Annotated in this window: 14 protein-coding genes; 6 read left to right on the top strand and 8 right to left on the bottom strand. The window is 70.4% G+C overall.

The annotated features are described in order from the left end of the window. Positions 1-115 precede the first annotated feature (115 nt). Complete coding sequence (locus J8403_RS23850; protein ID WP_211124935.1) at positions 116-1,141, top strand: aldo/keto reductase; 1,026 nt, start codon at positions 116-118, stop codon at positions 1,139-1,141. Positions 1,142-1,159: 18 nt separating this feature from the next. On the opposite strand, the gene J8403_RS23845 is transcribed toward J8403_RS23850, so the two are convergent. The 4 genes from J8403_RS23845 to mshD all read right to left on the bottom strand — a co-directional run bounded on the left by J8403_RS23845 (position 1,160) and on the right by mshD (position 6,937). Further along, a complete protein-coding gene (locus tag J8403_RS23845) occupies positions 1,160-1,609 on the bottom strand; it encodes an NUDIX hydrolase (RefSeq protein ID WP_211124934.1) in 450 nt (149 codons plus the stop codon). 99 nt (positions 1,610-1,708) lie between these two features. After that, on the bottom strand, positions 1,709-3,316 hold the full coding sequence (locus J8403_RS23840; RefSeq protein WP_425519900.1) for a CHAD domain-containing protein: 1,608 nt from the start codon (positions 3,314-3,316) through the stop codon (positions 1,709-1,711). Positions 3,317-3,500: 184 nt separating this feature from the next. Continuing rightward, on the bottom strand, positions 3,501-5,750 hold the full coding sequence (locus tag J8403_RS23835; RefSeq protein ID WP_211124933.1) for an RNA degradosome polyphosphate kinase: 2,250 nt from the start codon (positions 5,748-5,750) through the stop codon (positions 3,501-3,503). A 254-nt stretch (positions 5,751-6,004) separates the two neighbouring features. Next, on the bottom strand, positions 6,005-6,937 hold the full coding sequence (gene mshD / locus J8403_RS23830; RefSeq protein ID WP_211124932.1) for a mycothiol synthase: 933 nt from the start codon (positions 6,935-6,937) through the stop codon (positions 6,005-6,007). Positions 6,938-7,131: 194 nt separating this feature from the next. Between mshD and J8403_RS23825 the strand changes: the two genes are divergently transcribed. After that, positions 7,132-8,952, top strand: a complete 1,821-nt coding sequence (locus J8403_RS23825; RefSeq protein WP_211124931.1) for a bifunctional metallophosphatase/5'-nucleotidase — start codon at positions 7,132-7,134, stop codon at positions 8,950-8,952. 55 nt (positions 8,953-9,007) lie between these two features. Here J8403_RS23825 and J8403_RS23820 read toward each other — a convergent pair whose 3' ends face one another. From J8403_RS23820 to J8403_RS23810, 3 genes are all read right to left on the bottom strand, one after another. After that, positions 9,008-10,183, bottom strand: coding sequence for a macrolide family glycosyltransferase (locus J8403_RS23820; protein WP_211124930.1), 1,176 nt, complete (start codon positions 10,181-10,183; stop codon positions 9,008-9,010). Positions 10,184-10,454: 271 nt separating this feature from the next. After that, positions 10,455-10,661 (bottom strand): DUF397 domain-containing protein, encoded by a 207-nt coding sequence (locus J8403_RS23815; protein WP_211124929.1) that lies wholly within the window; start codon positions 10,659-10,661, stop codon positions 10,455-10,457. 12 nt (positions 10,662-10,673) lie between these two features. Further along, a complete protein-coding gene (locus J8403_RS23810) occupies positions 10,674-11,525 on the bottom strand; it encodes a helix-turn-helix domain-containing protein (protein WP_211124928.1) in 852 nt (283 codons plus the stop codon). A gap of 153 nt (positions 11,526-11,678) precedes the next feature. On the opposite strand from J8403_RS23810, the gene J8403_RS23805 reads away from it, so the two are divergent. The 4 genes from J8403_RS23805 to J8403_RS23790 all read left to right on the top strand — a co-directional run bounded on the left by J8403_RS23805 (position 11,679) and on the right by J8403_RS23790 (position 16,387). Beyond that, a complete protein-coding gene (locus J8403_RS23805) occupies positions 11,679-12,191 on the top strand; it encodes an ATP-binding protein (protein WP_211124927.1) in 513 nt (170 codons plus the stop codon). An 83-nt stretch (positions 12,192-12,274) separates the two neighbouring features. After that, complete coding sequence (locus J8403_RS23800; protein ID WP_211124926.1) at positions 12,275-13,168, top strand: hypothetical protein; 894 nt, start codon at positions 12,275-12,277, stop codon at positions 13,166-13,168. 7 nt (positions 13,169-13,175) lie between these two features. After that, the gene (locus J8403_RS23795) at positions 13,176-13,451 is read left to right on the top strand and encodes a hypothetical protein (protein ID WP_211124925.1); all 276 of its coding nucleotides are present in this window, start codon (positions 13,176-13,178) and stop codon (positions 13,449-13,451) included. 467 nt (positions 13,452-13,918) lie between these two features. Continuing rightward, positions 13,919-16,387 (top strand): NACHT domain-containing protein, encoded by a 2,469-nt coding sequence (locus tag J8403_RS23790; protein ID WP_211124924.1) that lies wholly within the window; start codon positions 13,919-13,921, stop codon positions 16,385-16,387. A gap of 242 nt (positions 16,388-16,629) precedes the next feature. On the opposite strand, the gene J8403_RS23785 is transcribed toward J8403_RS23790, so the two are convergent. Beyond that, the gene (locus tag J8403_RS23785; protein ID WP_093462814.1) at positions 16,630-19,155 is read right to left on the bottom strand and encodes an ATP-dependent Clp protease ATP-binding subunit; all 2,526 of its coding nucleotides are present in this window, start codon (positions 19,153-19,155) and stop codon (positions 16,630-16,632) included. Positions 19,156-19,596: the final 441 nt, after the last annotated feature.

Raw genomic sequence — 19,596 nt, 5'->3', positions numbered from 1 at the left:
GTCTCCGCCCGGACCCGAGGCTGAAGCGCACAGGGCCATGGGCGGCGGACGCCATGGACAGCAGAGACCGGCCATGGACAGCAGACGCCATGGAAATCAGCGGAAGGCACCAGCCATGAAGCGCAGGATCCTCGGTGGGACGGGCATCTCGGTGAGCGAGTACGCCCTGGGCGCGATGATGTTCGGCGCCATCGGCAACCCCGACCACGACGACTCGGTACGGATCATCCACCGCGCCCTCGACGCGGGCATCAACTTCGTCGACACCGCCGACGCCTACTCCGAGGGCGAGTCCGAGGAGATCGTCGGCAAGGCCCTCAAGGGCCGCCGCGAGGACATCGTCCTGGCCACCAAGGCCCATTTCCCGATGGGCGAGGACCCCAATGAGGGCGGCAACTCACGGCGCTGGATCACCCAGGAGATCGAGAACAGCCTGCGCCGCCTGGGCACGGACTACATCGACCTCTACCAGATCCACCGGCCGGACCCCACGACGGACATCGACGAGACGCTGTCGGTCCTGTCCGACCTGGTCCGGGCGGGCAAGGTGCGCGCCGTCGGGTCCTCCACCTTCCCGGCCGAGCAGATCGTGGAGGCCCAGTGGGTCTCCGACCGGCGCGGGCACGTGCGGTTCCGCAGCGAGCAGCCGCCGTACTCGATCCTGGCGCGGGGCGTGGAGGCGGCGGTGCTGCCGACCGCGCAGAAGTACGGGATGGGCGTGCTGAGCTGGGGCCCGCTCTCCGCGGGCTGGCTCACGGGCCGCTACACCAAGGCGTCCGACGTCGATCTGTCGGGCGGCCGGGCGGCCGTGGAGAAGCACAAGTTCGACCCGTCGCTGCCCGGCAACGCACGCAAGCTGGAGGCGGTCGGCGCGCTGTCCGAGCTGGCGTCCGACGCCGGGCTCTCGCTGCCGCACCTGGCCATCGCCTTCGTACGGGCCCATCCGGCCATCAGCTCGGTGATCATCGGCCCGCGCACCATGGAGCAGCTGGAGGATCTGCTCGCCGGGTCCGAGGTGGAGCTGAGCCAGGACGTCCTGGACCGGATCGACGAGATCGTCCCGCCGGGCACCGACCTCAACCGGGACGACAGCTACTACCTGCCGCCGGCGCTCGCGGACAAGACCCTGCGCCGCCGCTGACCCGGGCCCGAGGGCGGTTCAGGACGGCCGCAGGGCGTGCAGCAGCGCGTCGATGAGCGTGCGGTCGTGGTCGTAGGAGAGGCGGTGGCGGGCCGCGTCCGGGGGCAGCCAGAGCAGGCGGTCGACCTCGCGGTTGGCTACGAAGGGCTCGTCGTCGACGGCCTCCGCCGCCCAGTAGCGGACCTCCTTGGGGCGGCCCTTGGCCATGTAGTGGAGGGTGGGCAGCACCGCCCCCGGGGCGCAGCCCATACCGGTCTCCTCGACCACCTCGCGCACCGCGCCGTGCAGCGCGTCCTCGCCGGGCTTCAGCTTGCCCTTGGGGTGGGACCAGTCGTCGTAGCGGGGACGGTGGACGAGGGCGATCTCCAGCCCGCCGCCGTGCGGGGACCGTCGCCACAGCACACAGCCCGCCGCCAGGACCGTCCCGGTGTCCGCTCCCCCGTCACCACGGGAATCCGACCGGTTCATCCGCGTCTCCCTCCCCGGTCTCCGCCGCGTTCTTCGTGCGTTGTGCGTCGTCTCTTGTTACCGCTCGCTCTTGTCACCGCTCGCGTCGGGCGTCCGCCGTCAGGAGGCTCTGGTGGCCACGCGCCGCCAGATCCGGCCGAAGGCGAAGCGGGCCGCCTCGACCTCATGCCGCTGATCGGCGTGGAGTACGCCCAGCGCGTACGCCGTCGCCGGGGCGATCCGGGGCGTACGGGCGGCTGCCGCGGCGGCGGCGGCCGCCTCGGCCGCGTCGCGGTGGCGCTCCAGCGCCTGTCCGGCGGCCAGCAGCCGTACGGACAGCGGCGGCTCGGCGTCCGCGGGGCCGGACCCGGCCGGCCCGGACCCACCCGTCCCGCCTGCCCCGTCCGGCTGCTGCCACACCTGGTCGAGCACCTCCAGGGCGTACCGCCGCAGCCGCAGCAGATGGCGCACCTGGTGCCAGGGGGCGTCCTGGCGCTCGCTGGCAGGTGGGGCGTCCGCGGCCGAGGTCGCCGCCAGGCCGTGGACCAGAGCCTCCGCGTTGTACGGATGTCCGGCGCGGATCAGCGGCAGCGCCTCCACCGCCTCGGCCAGCCGCCGGTTCGCCAGTTCGGCGAGCGGCGGCAGCACCTGTCCGGCGGGGCGGGCGGCGTTGGCCTCGTCGAGCGGGGCGTCGGAGGCGAGCAGGGCGACGGTGTCGGCGACCGCGTGGAAGCGGGAGGAGCCGAGCGCCTCCAGGGCCGCCGTGTGGGCCCGGGTCCGGGCCAGGGTGAGCTGGCGCTCCAGCAGCGCTCCGGCGCGGGCCGCACCCACGGTCAGCGCACCGCCGCGGGCCTCCTCCTCGGCACCGGCCCGCTGGTGGGTCGCGCCCGGCTGGCCGGGCCGGTCGGTCTTCTCGCCCTTGGCTCCCCGGCCGCTCTTGTCCCCGCGCTCGCCGCGCTCGCCGCGCCGCCGTCCGGCCGCCCGGCCCTCGTCCCTGGACGTCCCGGCCGCGCCCTCGGCGCCGCCTGCCTCAGCCTGACCGGGCCGGGCACCCTGCCCCCCGACAGGGTCCGCGGCTCCGCTTCCCGGCGCACCGGCGGCCAGGGAGACACTGCGGCGCGCGGCTCGGGTGGAACGGGGCGGGACGGCGGCGGCAGCGCCGCCGGTGCCCGCGGTACCGCCCGCGGCACCGGAGGGGCCGCCCGCGCCGTCGACCGCGACCGTGACCCCGCCGCGCGCGGTGCGCACCGCGCTCGTGGCATGCGCGCCGTTCGTGGCGCCCTCGGCGGGCCACTCGCCGGAGCCCGCGAACTCGGCGGCCGTCGCCTCGCCCTGCGACGACCGGTCAGAGGGGCCGCCCGCGCCCGAGAGCCGGTGCAGGGCGCCGCGCAGCCTCTCCAGCCGCTCCGCGTAGGCGTGCTCCCGCGCCAGCGTGCCCGACAGCCAGGCCAGCTCGGTCCGCAGCTCATCGGACCAGGCCGTATCGGTGAGCGGGCGGTAGACGTAGAGTGCGCCGCTGATCCGCCGCGCGGCGCGGCGCAGCAGCCGGGCGGCCTCGGCCGCCTCCTGCACATCGGAGCCGCTCTCGCGGTGCAGCCGCAGGCTGCGGAGGAAGTCCCCGGCCTGGGCGTGCAGATACGCCGACAGCACCTCACCGGCCGTCGCCGACTCCCACGAAGGTGCCGCCGCGGCCTCCGCCGCCCGCTCCGCCGTGCCCTGGTCCGGCACGCTCCGGCCCGTCGTCGCACCGCGGCCCGTCGCACCCCGGTCCGTCGTCGCACCGCGGCCCGTCGCACCCCGGTCCGTCGTCGCACCGCGGCCCGTCGCACCCCGGTCCGTCATGCCGTCCGCCCCTGGGCGGGGCGGGGCGGCGGCCGGATCCGCGGCGTCCGTCATCCCGGCCGGTGACAGGTCATGTCGTTGAACCACGCCGTCGCCTCCGGGCGTCGATGAGCATCTCCTGAACGTTCCGCAGCGGCTGGCCTTCCGCGTCCGTCGCATGCCGTGTCCACTCGCCGTCCGGGCCCAGATGCCAGGAGGAGGTGGAGTCGGACATCCCGGTCTCCAGCAGGCGGTTGAGGGCGGCGCGGTGGCCGGGGTCGGTGACCCGCACCAGCGCCTCGATCCGGCGGTCGAGGTTGCGGTGCATCATGTCGGCGCTGCCGATCCACACCTCCGGCTCGCCGCCGTTACCGAACGCGAATACGCGCGAATGCTCCAGGAAGCGTCCGAGGACCGAGCGGACCCGGATGTTCTCCGAGAGCCCGGGGACGCCCGGCCGCAGCGCGCAGATGCCGCGCACCCACACATCGACCGGCACTCCGGCCCGCGAGGCCCGGTAGAGGGCGTCGACGACGGCCTCGTCGACCATCGAGTTGACCTTGATCTTGACGTAGGACGGGCGGCCCGCGCGGTGGTGGGTGATCTCCTTGTTGATCCGGGTGACCAGCCCGTCGCGCAGCGACTTGGGGGCGACCAGCAGCCGCCGGTAGTTCTCCCGCCGGGAGTAGCCGCTCAGCCGGTTGAAGAGGTCGGAGAGGTCGGCGCCGACCTGGGAGTTCGCCGTCAGCAGCCCCAGGTCCTCGTACAGCCGGGCGGTCTTGGGGTGGTAGTTGCCGGTGCCCACATGCGAGTAGCGGGTCAGGGTGTCGCCCTCCTGGCGGACCACCAGCGACAGCTTGCAGTGGGTCTTCAGCCCGAGCAGGCCGTAGACCACATGGCAGCCGGCCTCCTCCAGCTTGCGCGCCCACTTGATGTTGGCGTGCTCGTCGAACCGCGCCTTGATCTCCACGAGCACCAGCACCTGCTTGCCGGACTCGGCGGCGTCTATCAACGCGTCGACGATCGGGGACTTGCCGGAGGTGCGGTAGAGCGTCTGCTTGATCGCGAGCACGTCCGGGTCGGCGGCCGCCTGCTCCAGGAACGCCTGCACGGAGGTGGAGAACGAGTCGTACGGGTGGTGGAGGAGGACGTCCCGCTCGCGCAGCGCCGCGAAGATGTCGGGCGGGGACGCGGACTCCACCTCGGCGAGGTCCCGGTGGGTGCCCGCCACGAACTTGGGGTACTTCAGCTCCGGCCGGTCCAGCGCGGCTATCCCGAACAGCCCGGTGAGGTCGAGCGGCCCCGGCAGCGGATAGACCTCGGCGTCCGAGATCTTCAGCTCGCGCACCAGCAGGTCCAGCACATACGGGTCGATGGACTCCTCGACCTCCAGCCGCACCGGGGGCCCGAAGCGGCGGCGCAGCAGCTCCTTCTCCAGGGCCTGCAGGAGGTTCTCGGCGTCGTCCTCCTCGACCTCGAGGTCCTCGTTGCGGGTCACCCGGAACATGTGGTGCGCGAGCACCTCCATCCCCGGGAAGAGGGCCTCCAGATGCGCCGCGATCACGTCCTCCAGCGGCACATACCGCTGCGGCGCCGCCTCCAGGAACCGGGAGAGCGACGGCGGGACCTTCACACGTGCGAAGTGATCGTGCCCGCTCACGGGGTTGCGCACCACGACCGCGAGATTGAGCGAGAGCCCCGAGATATAGGGGAAGGGGTGGGCCGGGTCCACCGCGAGCGGCGTCAGCACGGGGAAGATCTGCTGCCGGAAGAGGGTGAAGAGGCGGGACTGCTCCTTCTCGGTCAGATCCGGCCAGCGGACCAGATGAATGCCCTCCTCCGCGAGCGCCGGGGCGACGTCCTGCTGATAGCAGGCGGCGTGCCGGGCCATGAGCTCACGGGACCGGTTCCAGATCAGATCCAGCACCTCGCGCGGCTGCAGCCCGGAGGCCGAGCGGGTGGCGACCCCGGTCGCGATGCGCCGCTTGAGGCCGGCGACCCGCACCATGAAGAACTCGTCCAGGTTACTGGCGAAGATCGCCAGGAAGTTGGCCCGCTCCAGCAGCGGGGTGGAGGGGTCCTCGGCCAGCTCCAGCACCCGCTCGTTGAACGCCAGCCAGCTGCGCTCCCGGTCCAGGAACCGCCCCTGCGGCAGCTCCCCGCCCACCAGGTCGGGCCCGGCCCCCTCCTCGTAGGAGTCCAGGTCGGCGTCGAGGTCGGGGTCGAGCGAGCGCACCGGTGGCGCGACCACGGCACGCGGCCGATGGGCCGCGATGGACCCGACCGAGGGCTGGGGCTGGGGCTGGGGGGAAACCGATGCCTGACCGCTGCTTTCGCTCATGAATTCATTGTTCCGCGCCGGAGGCGAAGACGGCGTGGCGGAAGCGGGTGCGGAAACGGCACGGAGCCTCCGGTTCGACGAATTCGGCACAGCGGGCTGCATTCAGTGATGCTCGCAACCAAGGTTGAATCGCCGGTAACGGACACATGGCGCGTAGGAAATCGGGACCCATCCCCCAGGGGTGCGGGACCCGTCCCCCAGGGGTGCGGACCCCGGGGTTCCGCCCCCGTCAGCCCCCGGGGCCGGGGGCTCGCTCAGGTCTCGGTCCGGTACATCAGGTCCGTCTCATGGGTGACGAAGCCGAGCCGTTCGTAGACCGCGACCGCGGCGAAGTTGTCGGCGTCCACATAGAGCATCGCGGTCGGCAGCCCCTGGGCGGCCAGATGCCGCAGTCCGACCGAGGTGAGCGCCTTACCGAGGCCGCCACCCTGCGCGTCCGGGCGCACGCCCACGACGTACACCTCCCCCAGCCGCTCCTCGGCATGCACCTTGGTCCAGTGGAAGCCGACGATCTCGCCCTCGCGCTCGGCCAGGAAGAACCCCGCCGGATCGAACCACGGCTCGCCCTTACGGTCATCCAGGTCACGCTGGGTGAGCGAGCCCTGCTCGGGGTGGTGGGCGAAGGCCGCCGCGTTCGCCGCCAGCCAGGCGGCGTCATCCGCACCGGGCCGGAAGGTCCGTACGGTCACGCCCTCCGGCCAGGTGGGCTCCGCGAGGCCCAGCTCCGCGAGCGACCCCAGGGGCCGGCGCATCTGCCGCAGCTCCCGGAACAGCGTCAGCCCCAGCACCTGCGCCAGATGGCGCGCCGAGGCATGCCCCCCGTGCGCCCACACCCGCAGCCGCTTCCCCGATTCCCTCAGCAGGGTCACTCCCAGCGCCCGGCCATGCCCCTGCCCGCGGTGCGCCGGGTGCACGACCAGCTCGGCGGCCGGGGCCTCCACCGGGTCGGTGTCCTCCAGCTGCGCGTAACCCACCAGCTCCCCGCTCGGCTCCCGCAGCACCAGATGCCGCACCCCCTCCCGCCGCCCCCGCAGCTGCAGCCGCCCCTGCTCGGACACGGCCTGCTGACCATCGGCGTGCGCGGACTCCGCGACCAGCCGCAGCACATCCTGCGCCTCGGTGGGCGCCAGCTCCTCCAGCACATCGAGCCGCCGGGCACCGGATGTCTCGTTCACCACGTCATTCATGGGGCCGAGCCTACGGCGGCCCCCTGGTGCGGCAAGCCGCTGCACAATTTCGTACCGGCGAGTCACCCGGCTGACCCATCGGACCACCCGTCGACGACCGGCCATCAGCTCTTCACCTCATCCCCCTGCCCCGCTACGCGCGTTGACCGTAAGCTGCGCCCCACCATCCATCACGGGGCACACAAGGGGACGACATGCCAGCGAGACCTCAACGGCGCGGGGCGGCACGCCGGTTGGCCACGGGAGTAGCGGTGCTGGCCGCCGCGGCCGGGGTGCTGACCGCCGTGGGCCCGGCGGGCGCGGACACCGCCGCCGCCTCGGACAAGCACCGGCCCGGGCGCACCGTCGACGTACAGCTGCTGTCCTTCAACGACCTGCACGGAAACCTGGAGCCCCCGCAGGGCTCCTCCGGCACCGTCACCGAGACCCAGCCGGACGGCACCACCAAGGCCATCCCGGCGGGTGGCGCCGAATACCTGGCCACCTCCCTCCGTAACGCCCGTAAGGGCCACGACTACTCCGTCACCGCCGCCGGCGGCGACATGATCGGCGCCAGCCCGCTGCTGTCCGGTCTCTTCCACGACGAGCCGACCGTCGAGGCGCTCAACAAGCTGGACCTCGACGTCACCGCGGTCGGCAACCATGAATTCGACGAGGGCCGCGCCGAGCTGAGCCGGATTCAGAACGGCGGCTGCCACCCCAAGGAGGGCTGCTACGAGAAGGGCAAGACCTTCCCGGGCGCCGACTTCCCCTACCTCGCCGCGAACGTCACCGACGAGAAGACCGGCAAGCCCATCCTCAAGCCCTACACCGTGTGGAAGCACAAGGGCGTGAAGATCGGCTTCATCGGGGTCACCCTCGAGGGCACCCCGGACATCGTCACCGCCGAGGGCGTCAAGGGCCTGAAGTTCCACGACGAGGTCGAGACGGTCAACAAGTACGCCAAGGAGCTGCAGCGCAAGGGCGTGAAGTCGATCGTCGCGCTCATCCACGAGGGCGGACTGCCCGCCTCCGCCGCGTACAACGACGACTGCGACAACGGCGGTGCGGGCAAGGGCATCTCCGGCCCCATCGTCGACATCGCCAAGAACATCTCGCCCACGGTCGACGCCCTGGTCACCGGCCACACCCACCAGGCGTACACCTGCACCATCCCGGACCCGTCCGGCACCCCGCGCACCGTGACCTCCGCGGCCTCCTTCGGCCGCCTCTACACGGACACCACGCTCACCTACGACCGCCGCACCGGCGACATCGTGCGGACGAACGTGAAGGGCGCGAACGCGGCGAACCACGTCGTCAACCGCGACCAGCCCAAGGCCCCCGACATGACCTCGCTCATCGGGCGCTGGAACAAGCTGGCCGCCCCGATCTCCAACAAGCCGGTCGGCTACATCTCCGCCGACGTCAACGGCCGCGGCTCCACCGCGTACGAAACGCCGCTGGGCGACGTCATCGCCGACGGCCAGCTCGAAGCGCTCTCCCCGGCCGACAAGGGCGGCGCCCAACTCGCCTTCATGAACCCCGGCGGCATCCGCTCCGACCTCGCCCACAAGGCGTCGGGCAGTGAGGGCGACGGGGTGGTGACCTACGGCGAGGCGTTCACCGTCCAGCCGTTCACCAACATGATGAACGTGATCGACCTGACCGGCTCCCAGCTCATCACCGCGCTCCAGCAGCAGGTCAGCGGCTCCAACGAGGCGTCCCCGAAGATCCTCCAGGTCTCCAGGAGCCTCACCTACACCCTGGATCTGACCAAGTCCGGCAAGGACCGGATCGTCACGGACACGGTGAAGCTGAACGGTGAGCCGATCGACCCCGCCAAGACCTACCGGGTCGCGATGAACGAGTTCCTCGCGGGCGGCGGCGACGGCTTCCCCGCCTTCAAGGAGGGCAAGAACAAGCTCGTCGGCGCCTCCGACCTGGACGCGTTCACGGCCTACCTGGGCGCGCACTCGTCGCAGTCCTCGCCGCTGGACCCGCCGAAGGCCGACCGCATCACGATCGTGAAGTAGTCGCCCGACGCCTGCCGATGGCCCGGCCGCCCCAAGCGGCCGGGCCATCGTCATCTCACCGCAGCGCGGCCTCGATCAGATCGGCGGCCCGCCCGGTGCCGCCCTCGGCCCGCGTCTCGGCCTTCAGCCGCGCCGAACGCCGCGCCACCTCCGGATCCGTGGTGAGTTCGGTGAGCGCCGCCCGCAGCGTCCCGGCGGTGGCATCCGCCGTGTCGATACGGCGGGCCACCCCCAGCTCCACGAGCCGGTCGGCGTTCATCGGCTGCTCGGCGCCCTGCGGTACCGCGATCATGGGCAGCCCGCAGTACAGGCCCTCACTGCTGCCGCCCATCCCCGCGTGGGTGACGAACGCGTCGGCCCGCTCCAGAATCGCGAGCTGCGGCACCCAATTGCGCACCTCGACATTGCCCGGGATCTCCCCCAGCTCACCGGGGTCGACGTACTTGCCGATCTGCAGCACGACATGCCACCCGGGCAGGTCCCCGAAGGCCGCGACGCACGCCCGGTAGAAGTCGGCCTGCCGGGTGTACGCCGAGCCCAGGGAGATCAGCAGCACCTTCTCCGCGTCGGCGGGGCGCTCCCATCCACCCTGGTCCGCACGGTCGCCGAGGCAGGGCCCGACGAACGTCACGACCTCGGTGTTCACCCGGTCCGCGTTCGGCTGCATGGCGCGGGGAACGAGCGCGACACAGCGCGGCGGCAGGCCGGAGAAGGCGTTCGGGTCCGTGGTGGTGGCGCCGGACTCCGCGAGCCAGGTCGCGAACTTCTCCTGATACGCCTCCGCCCCGGGAAGGCTCATGATCTGCGCCCCGAACTCGTCGTGATACCCCTCCCAGGCCACGATCGTCGGTGACAACTGGACCACCGGGCGCCCCTGCGCCTCGGCGAGCGCACGGGCGGCGTACGCGCCGATGTCGTACAGATACAGATCGGCCGGGTCTCGGTCGTACACGGCGCGCAGCTGGGGCAGGACGCGGATGGCATCGTCCAGGAACAGCGTCATCGCTGCGATCGGGTCTTCCGGCCAGTCGTTGTCGGCGACCGGGAGGGTGGACTCGAACGGCACGAACTCGGCACCGGTCGGCTTGATGACGTCCGCCATGAAGGCGTCGTTGGCGTACGTCACCCGATGCCCGCGCGCCACGAGCTCACGGATGACCTCGAGGCTGGGCAGGGTGTGGCTGATGGCGGGGATGCCGACCATGGCGATATGGGCACGGCGACGGGACATACGGAATCACTCGTTTCAGATCTAGGGCGAAATGGACACGACGGCCCAGCGCACGGGCGTGGTCGCCGATGCGCGGGGCGGAACGGCGTATCAGCCGTAGATCTGACGGAAGGAGTCCATGCGGGGACGGTACCCGGACCGACGCCCGGGCCGCCTCCCCTTTTACGGCCCGGCCTCAGCGAGCGGTAAGTGCCCGCTCAGCGCCCGTCCCTAGGCTCACCCACGCGACGGGCCGTCTGTTCTCCCTCCCTCTCCGACGGGCCGTCGCGCTTTACGCCCCACCTCGCTGGATGCGGTCGAACGCACCGGCCTTGGCGCCACGTATGAAGGCGCGTAGTGAGGCGCGCGTGGTTCTCAGGATGACCTCGGGGTCATCGCTCTCCCGGAGCCTGATCTTCCCGTTGCCTGTGACCGCAACGTAGACGCAGGACGATGCCTCTTCACTGAACGTGGACTTCCGCCAGTCGAGCCTGGACACAAACCTTCCCCTTCAGATCTCCCGCGCAATGCGGCGAATGAGGTCCCGTGACTCGTCCGGCCCCAGAGCGGCCTGCTCCATGCGGTCGAGCACCAACCTGTACTTCTCCAACTGAGCAGCAGCATCAACCAGTTCAACGCCATGCGCTGTATCGAGCTGGACAGTGTCGAGTTGGGTCACCGGACCGCAGAAGTAGTCGACCCCGTGTGCCGAGATGGGGAAGGACGCGCCGCCGAAGGGGATGACGACGACTGTCACATGGTCCCGCTCGCTCATGCCGATGAGGTGTTCCAGTTGGGCCTTGGCCGTAGCCGCACCGCCGAACTGCATCCTCAAGGCGGCCTCGTGGATGATCGCGGTGTACGGCAGCGGCTCGTCTCGGAACAGGACGACCTGACGCTTGACCCGGTACGACACCCGATGTTCCACCTCAGGCGGCATGAGCGGCGGGACGACGTCACGAAAGATCGCCCGGGCGTGCTCGGGAGTCTGCAGCAGACCGGGAACAGTGATCACCTGGGCCACTCGAGCCGCGACGGCGTGGTGCTCAAGCTCTGCCAAGTCCAGAAGCCCAGAGGGGAACGTCTCCCGATACTCCTCCCACCAGCCTCGTTTTCGGTCTCCCGTCATTCCGGCGAGCGCGTCCACGAGCGCCTGATCCGAGCAGCTGTAGTTCTGCGCCAGAACACGTACCCGCTCCGCACTCACCGCGTAGCGGCCTGCCTCGATATTGCTGATCCGCGCTTGGTTGCCGCCCAGGAGAGCGGCGGCCGCAGTCGATGACATTCCTGCGCGCTCTCGCAGTTTGCGCAGCTCGGCGCCCAGCCTTTGCTTCCGCGCGGTGGGCGTACTACTTGGCGGCACCGGCCGTCTCCTCCTCGGAATGCGCACGCTGCGCGAACGTCACCCACACGAGTCAACTTGGAATGACTTCCCTGGCTTCAATGGAAGACATTACAGCGAGCGCAATATGGTGTGACCCAAGGCACTCAACTTAATCAGCCGAGGGAGACTCGCATGGCAACCGTAGCGCCGCAGGAGCCGACCGCAGGACCGTCGGAGGGACCCTGGACGTACTCCCTCCGCCTGCCCAACGACCCACGGGCGGCCAGGATCTCGCGGGTGACTCTGCGGGCCGTCCTGGCCTCCCACGGCATGGCCGAGCTGACCGACACGGCGGAACTCCTCACCTGCGAGCTGGTCACCAACGCCGTGCGCCACTCCGACGGCCCGGCCCAACTCCGCATCCGCCACCTCTGCGAAAGCCGCCTCCGCGTCAGCATCTGGGACACCAACCCCACCATCCCCGCACCCTTCGACGCTCCGCCCAGTCCCCTCGACCGCTTCACCGCGCTCACCGAGGCCGCCACCCGCCTGGACGCGACCTCCGGCCGGGGCCTGCTCATCGTCCGGCTGTGCGCCGACAACTGGGGCGGCTACCCCCTCGCCGACGACCTCTTCGGCATCAACGGCAAGCTGCTCTGGTTCGAGCTCACCCCTCAGCAGCAGGCATACGAGATCGCCGCCTGACCCCACACGGACCTTTCCCCCAATCGGGTGATCATCGGTCATTTGCCCCGTGCACATGCTCCGATGACCCTACGTTCACATGCATGGTCAGTTCGCGGCATGAGGCCGCACACCGCATCTTTCAAGAACGCCCGGAGTTACTCGCTCCGGTGTTCCGCATATTGGACGTCCCGCTGTCGGAGAATGCGGCCGTCGAGGTGCTCACCCCGGATGCCACGGAGATCCGTCCGTTGGAACGGCGCGTGGACAGCGTGTTGCGCGTGGTTCCGCCTGACGGCGGCGGCTTCCTCCTGGCCATCGAGGCACAGGGGCGCCGCGACCCGGACAAGGCGTTCAGTTGGGCGTACTACCTCTCATACATGGCAGCGAAGCACGAGCTTCCGGTGCTGCTACTCGTAGTCTGCCAGGACAAGAAAACCGCCGACTGGGCAGCGGGGCCCTTTCGGATCGGCGTGGAGGGGTGGACAGCACTGTCCGTACACCCGCTGGTGCTGGGCCCCGGAAACGTCCCGGTGATCCTCGACCCCGAGGAGGCGTCCCAGGATCTGACCCTGGCTGCCTTCTCGGCATTGACACATGGGCGCGACCCAAACGCTCCGGCCATACTGAAAACACTGGCTCAGGCCCTCGCCAAGGCCGACCCGGAGTCCCGCCCGTACTACTCGGAGCTACTGGAGATCGGCCTGGGGAATACCCCAGCACGAGACGTCTGGAGGAAACTGATGAGCGTGGTAGGCAGCTACTTCCCTGGTCGCGGCACCCTTGTCGAAGAGACCTTCCTCAAGGGCCAGGCCGTGGGTGAGGCTGTGGGGGGTGCGCGTGCCGTGCTGCGCATCCTGGAAAACAGGCGGATCCGCACCTCGGCGGAGATCCGCGAGCGCATCACCAACTGCACCGACATCAAGACACTGGACCACTGGCTCGACCGTGCCATGACCGTCTCCACCGCCAACGAGCTCTTCACCGAGGACGGCTGACGACACCATGGCCGTAGTAGGTAGCTACTTCCCCGGCCGGGGAACCCTCATCGAGCAGACCTTCCTCAAGGGCCAGGCCCACGGGGAGGCGGCAGGGCTGGCCGAGGGAGTCCTGCGCATCCTCGAACATCGGGGGATCGCCGTCCGGTCCGAGACACGCCGCCGCATCAGCGAATGCACCTACCGCGACACCCTGCGGCAGTGGCTCGACCGCGCGTTCACCGTCTCCCAGGCAGACGAGCTATTGGACGAGCTCTTCGCGGTGGAGGAGTCGGACCGGTAGTCACCGAGCGGGCCCGGGCCACCCCGGGAGCCGTGCTACCGGGGCGCGGTCGCCGACGAGGCGGGAGGGGGCGGGGTCGCAGGGGTGGTGTCCTGGACGCTCGGGGTTCCCCATGCCGAAGGCCAGGGGCGTATTTGTGGCGCCAATCCCCGGCCCACCCCACGCCCCCGGCCAATGGCGCCGTAAATATACGGTCCAGGGCGCCGCCCCGGAGGCCCCGCACCCGGCACCCACCACGAACAGCAGGCGCACCCCAGCAACCACCACGCACCCGCACCCCGTGCACCCCCACCCAACAACGCCCCCGCGCCCGGCAACGCACCGCAACCACCGCCCGGCGCACCCACCCCGTGCCCCCGCCCGCCCCCGGAACCCACGCCGAACCCCCACCACCCCCGGACCGTCCCCGCCTACCCTGGTGGCTTCTTCGATACGGCGAACAACAGTCACCGGGGGGACGGGGCCTCATGGATCCCGCAGCCATAGCCACATTGGTCCAGGAACTCTTCGTCGCCGACGGGCCGGTGAACCGGCCCGTCCGCATCGCCTCCCTCGTCGCCTTCCAGGGCGACCACCGCACGCTCACCGAACGGGACCTGCCCCGGATCGCCGCCGCACTCGTCAACGCGGAACAGGGACAGGGACACCCCGCGCCCGAGCAAGCACAAGCGCAGTCGCAGACGCAAGCGCTCACCGACGCCCTCGCCCGCACCCTCCACGCCCTCGGCACCGTCGACCTGGACGATCTACGAGCCGTCCGCCTCGGCCCCGAAGCCTTCGCCCGCCACCTCGCCATCGCCGCCCCCGACGCCGACGAAGGGCTGGACGCGGACGACGCCAGCACGCACGCCTCACTACGCGAGGCCGTCTGCGCGCACATCCTCCGCTTCCTGATCCGCCGCTCCCCCTTCGTCACGGCCGCCGAGGACGCCGCGTTCGAGCAGCGCTACGCCCAGGACATCATCGCCGCCCACGACCACCTCACCATCTACGGCATCGATCTGGCCCACTCCCCCGACAGCTGGCCGCTGGACGCCGCCTATCTCAGCCTGGAGACCGAGACCGACGCGGGAGGCCCGAGCGCCCCCGCCGAACAGGCCCTCGCCGGACGCGAAAGGGTGCTGCTGTGGGGCGTTGCGGGGTCGGGCAAGACCACGCTGGTGCAGCGGCTCGCGGTGTCCGTGGCCCGCGGTGACCTCCCGGTCCCGCTGGCGGGGCTGCGCGGGCGGGTCCCCTTCGTGCTCCCCGTGCGCCGGTTCCGCCGCGACGGCTTCCCGGAGCCGGACGCCTTCCTGTCCGCCGTCCGCTATCCGCACACCGCCGCCCAGCCGCCGGGCTGGGCCGAGCGGGTGCTGTCCCACGGGCGCGGGCTGCTGCTCGTGGACGGGGTGGACGAGGCCCCGGAGGGGGAGCGTGAGCGGCTGCGGGAGGCGCTGCGCGAGCTTCCGGCGCGCTATCCGGGAAATATCTGGCTGGTCACCTCGCGCCCCTCGGCCGTACGGGAGAACTGGCTGGCCTCGGAGCGCTTCACCGAGCTGAAACTCTCCCCGCTCAGCCGCGAGGGCGTCACCGCGTTCATCCGGCGCTGGCATGCGGCCGCCCGCCAGGACATCACCGACGGTGCCGATCTGGACCGGTTGAGTGGTTACGAGGAAACGCTGCTGGACGCCGTGAGGATTACCCGGGACCTGGGCCGGCTGGCCACCAATCCACTGATGTGCGGTCTGCTGTGCGCGCTGCACCGGGACCGCCGCGGCTATCTGCCGCGCGGCCGGAAAGCTCTCTATGACGCGGCCCTTTCCATGCTGCTGGAACGGCGCGACCGCGAGCGCGCCATGCTGCCGCCGGAGGGAATCGACCTCCCCCAGGAACCGAAGATCCAGCTGCTGCAGAAGCTGGCGCACTGGATGCTCGTCAACGGCCGGTCCGAAATGGACCGGACCACCGCCGTCGAGACGCTCGGCCGGCACCTCCCGGCCATTCCGCACGCGGCGCAGCAGGGCGGGCCGGAGGAGATCTACCGACATCTGCTCAATCGGACCGGTCTATTGCGCGAGCCCACACCCGGTTCGGTCGATTTCGTGCACCGAACGTTCCAGGACTATCTCAGCGCGAGAGCGGTCGTCGAACGGCACGATTTCGACTTCCTGATCGACCACGCACACCTGGACGACTGGGAAGAAGTGATCAGAATGTCGGTCGCTCTCGCCCGCCCCGATGAATGCGGCTACCTCCTGGAGGGGCTGCTGGCGGCCCGTAAAGACGCCCGGCCGGTCCATGCCCGCCATCGCAAACTCCTGGCGGCCGCATGTCTGGAACACGCGACGGAGCTGGACCCCGAGGTGCGTTCCCGGGTGCATCGCTATACCCGCGATCTGGTACGCCCGACCTCGCTGGAAGCGGCCCGCGCGCTCGGCTGGATCGGGCCTATCGTGCTGGAAATGCTGCCCGATCCCAGCGGCGTATCCGATGAGGAAGCCCACCGGCTGGCCGTCACCGCCACCTCGATAGCCGACGACCGCGCCATCGACTATCTGGTCCGGCTGCGGGACCGCGCCTCCTGGGCGGTACGGGCGCGGCTCGCGGGCGCCTGGCGGCGATATGACACCGATCGTTACGCCGAGGAAATCATCGGCCATCTCGATGAGCGGGAACTCGACTTTCCGGTGTCGGACCTGGAGGAGCTGCGGGCCCTGCGCCGGCTCGGCGGCCGCCCCTGCGTCCAGATAGCCGGTGCGCTCACCCCGGACCAGCTGGCCGAGGGCCTGGTGGCGGAGCGGCTGACCGAGCTGTGGCTCGCCTACGACCTGGGCGCGGACCTGGACCTGAGCTGGCTGGCCGCCTTCCCCCGGCTGCACACCCTGCGGCTGAGCCACCGCAATACGGGGGTGACCGGAGTCCCGGAGGGCGTCCAGGTGATCGTGGCGGGCGCGTAAGGGCAGCCGCCCGAGGGGGTCGCCGCCGACCGCCTGGGCAGCCCCTGCCTCCCGTTCGCCCCCGTGCCAGGGGAGAAGTCCAGGGAAACCCCCAGGGCCCGCAGAGCCCCGTCAGGGCCCCTCAGGGGCCTGCCTACGGACAAGACCGCTGCCCCGCCCACGCAAAAGGGAGCCGCCCCGGACCGGAACGGTCCGGGGCGGCCCCGTGGCGAGGGACGGCGCCGCGTTGCCGCGGCTCCGCCTTACGCCTCCTTGCTGAGGTTCGGGCCCGCGCCACCGGCGGCGGACTCGATCGGCGGGGTGTCGGGCAGCGCCGACTTCTCCTCGCCGCGGAAGGTGAACTTCTTCTCCTCACCCTCGCCCTCGGTGTCCACGACCACGATGTGGCCCGGACGCAGCTCGCCGAAGAGGATCTTCTCCGAGAGCACGTCCTCGATCTCGCGCTGGATCGTCCGGCGCAGCGGCCGGGCGCCCAGCACGGGGTCGTAGCCCCGCTTGGCGAGCAGCTTCTTGGCGTCACCGCTGAGCTCGATGCCCATGTCGCGGTCCTTGAGCCGCTCGTCCACCTTGGTGGTCATGAGGTCGACGATCTGGATGATGTCTTCCTCGGTGAGCTGGTGGAAGACGACCGTGTCGTCGACACGGTTGAGGAACTCGGGCCGGAAGTGCTGCTTGAGCTCCTCGTTGACCTTGTTCTTCATCCGCTCGTAGCCGGTCTTCACATCGCCCTGGGCGGCGAAGCCCAGGTTGAAGCCCTTGGAGATGTCCCGGGTGCCGAGGTTGGTGGTCATGATGATCACCGTGTTCTTGAAGTCCACGACCCGGCCCTGGGAGTCGGTCAGCCGACCGTCCTCCAGGATCTGCAGCAGCGAGTTGAAGATGTCCGGGTGGGCCTTCTCGACCTCGTCGAAGAGGACCACGGAGAACGGCTTGCGGCGCACCTTCTCGGTGAGCTGGCCGCCCTCCTCGTAGCCCACGTATCCGGGCGGGGAGCCGAAGAGCCGCGAGACGGTGTGCTTCTCGCTGAACTCCGACATGTCGAGCGAGATCATCGCGTCCTCGTCGCCGAAGAGGAATTCGGCGAGGGTCTTGCTGAGCTCGGTCTTACCGACACCGGACGGGCCCGCGAAGATGAACGAGCCACCGGGGCGCTTGGGGTCCTTGAGGCCCGCACGCGTGCGCCGGATGGCCTGGGAGAGCGCCTTGATGGCGTCCTTCTGGCCGATGACGCGCTTGTGCAGCTCGTCCTCCATGCGCAGCAGCCGGGAGGACTCCTCCTCGGTCAGCTTGAAGACCGGGATGCCCGTGGCCGTGGCCAGGACCTCGGCGATCAGCTCCTCGTCGACCTCGGCGACGACGTCCATGTCGCCGGCCTTCCACTCCTTCTCCCGCTTCGCCTTGGCGGCCAGGAGCTGCTTCTCCTTGTCGCGCAGGCCCGCGGCCATCTCGAAGTCCTGCGAGTCGATCGCGGACTCCTTCTCCCGGCGCACATCGGCGATCTTCTCGTCGAATTCGCGCAGGTCCGGCGGTGCGGTCATCCGGCGGATCCGCATCCGGGAACCGGCCTCGTCGATCAGGTCGATCGCCTTGTCCGGCAGGAAGCGGTCCGAGATGTAGCGGTCGGCCAGGGTGGCGGCCGCGACCAGGGCCGAGTCCGTGATCGAGACGCGGTGGTGCGCCTCGTAGCGGTCCCGCAGGCCCTTGAGGATCTCGATGGTGTGGGGCAGCGACGGCTCGGCGACCTGGATGGGCTGGAAGCGGCGCTCCAGGGCCGCGTCCTTCTCCAGGTACTTGCGGTACTCGTCGAGCGTGGTCGCGCCGATGGTCTGCAGCTCGCCCCGCGCCAGCATCGGCTTGAGGATGCTGGCGGCATCGATCGCGCCCTCGGCGGCACCCGCACCCACCAGGGTGTGGAGCTCGTCGATGAACAGGATGATGTCGCCGCGGGTGCGGATCTCCTTGAGCACCTTCTTCAGGCGCTCCTCGAAATCACCGCGGTAGCGGGAGCCGGCGACCAGGGCGCCCAGGTCCAGGGTGTAGAGGTGCTTGTCCTTGAGGGTCTCGGGCACCTCGCCCTTGACGATGGCCTGGGCCAGTCCCTCGACGACCGCCGTCTTGCCGACGCCGGGCTCGCCGATGAGGACCGGGTTGTTCTTGGTGCGGCGCGAAAGCACCTGCATGACCCGCTCGATCTCCTTCTCGCGCCCGATGACCGGGTCGAGCTTGGATTCGCGGGCGGCCTGGGTGAGATTGCGGCCGAACTGGTCCAGGACGAGCGAGGTGGAGGGAGTGCCCTCCGCCGGGCCGCCGGCGGTGGCGGCCTCCTTGCCCTGGTAGCCGGAGAGCAGCTGGATGACCTGCTGCCGCACCCGGTTCAGATCGGCGCCCAGCTTCACGAGGACCTGGGCGGCGACGCCCTCGCCCTCGCGGATCAGGCCGAGCAGGATGTGCTCCGTACCGATGTAGTTGTGGCCGAGCTGAAGGGCCTCGCGGAGCGACAGCTCCAGGACCTTCTTGGCACGGGGGGTGAAGGGGATGTGCCCGGACGGGGCCTGCTGGCCCTGCCCGATGATCTCCTCCACCTGCTGGCGGACCGCCTCGAGCGAAATCCCGAGGCTCTCCAGGGCCTTAGCGGCGACACCCTCACCCTCGTGGATCAGGCCCAGGAGGATGTGTTCGGTGCCGATGTAGTTGTGGTTGAGCATCCGGGCTTCTTCCTGAGCCAGGACGACAACCCGCCGCGCGCGGTCGGTGAACCTCTCGAACATCGTTAATCGCTCCTCAGAGCGGTCAGAAAGATCGGGGACGATCCCCTCCCTGTCCTTCCGCATGCTAGTCCCGCAACCCGGGACAGCTCATTCCAACTGCCGACAACCGTCCGGATCACCCCCGCTCGCGCGGGGCAAACAGCCACTGGCTCCCTGCCCGAACAGCCGACAACTGCCTTAACCCGATGGTGCGAGACGATGTTCCCGCAGGCCAGGCATCTACGCCCACCGCCAGTACGCCGATGGCGAACGCCGCTTCCTCCCGACACGCGGACCGCCCCTCCCCACTAGGGATGTCTTACCCGCAAGCACAGATACTCCATGCCGGGGAGGCCGGTTCCATCCGCTACGGGCGAACACCCTTGCGCCCGTTCACCGGCCCTGCACGGCCCCCTACGGGCACGGTGCGCACACGGGCCCGCACGGTAGGTCATCCGGAGC

Origin of the sequence: Streptomyces yatensis, assembly GCF_018069625.1 — a bacterium.
Taxonomy (GTDB): Bacteria; Actinomycetota; Actinomycetes; order Streptomycetales; family Streptomycetaceae; genus Streptomyces; species Streptomyces yatensis.
This window is presented reverse-complemented; position numbering and strand designations above follow the sequence as displayed.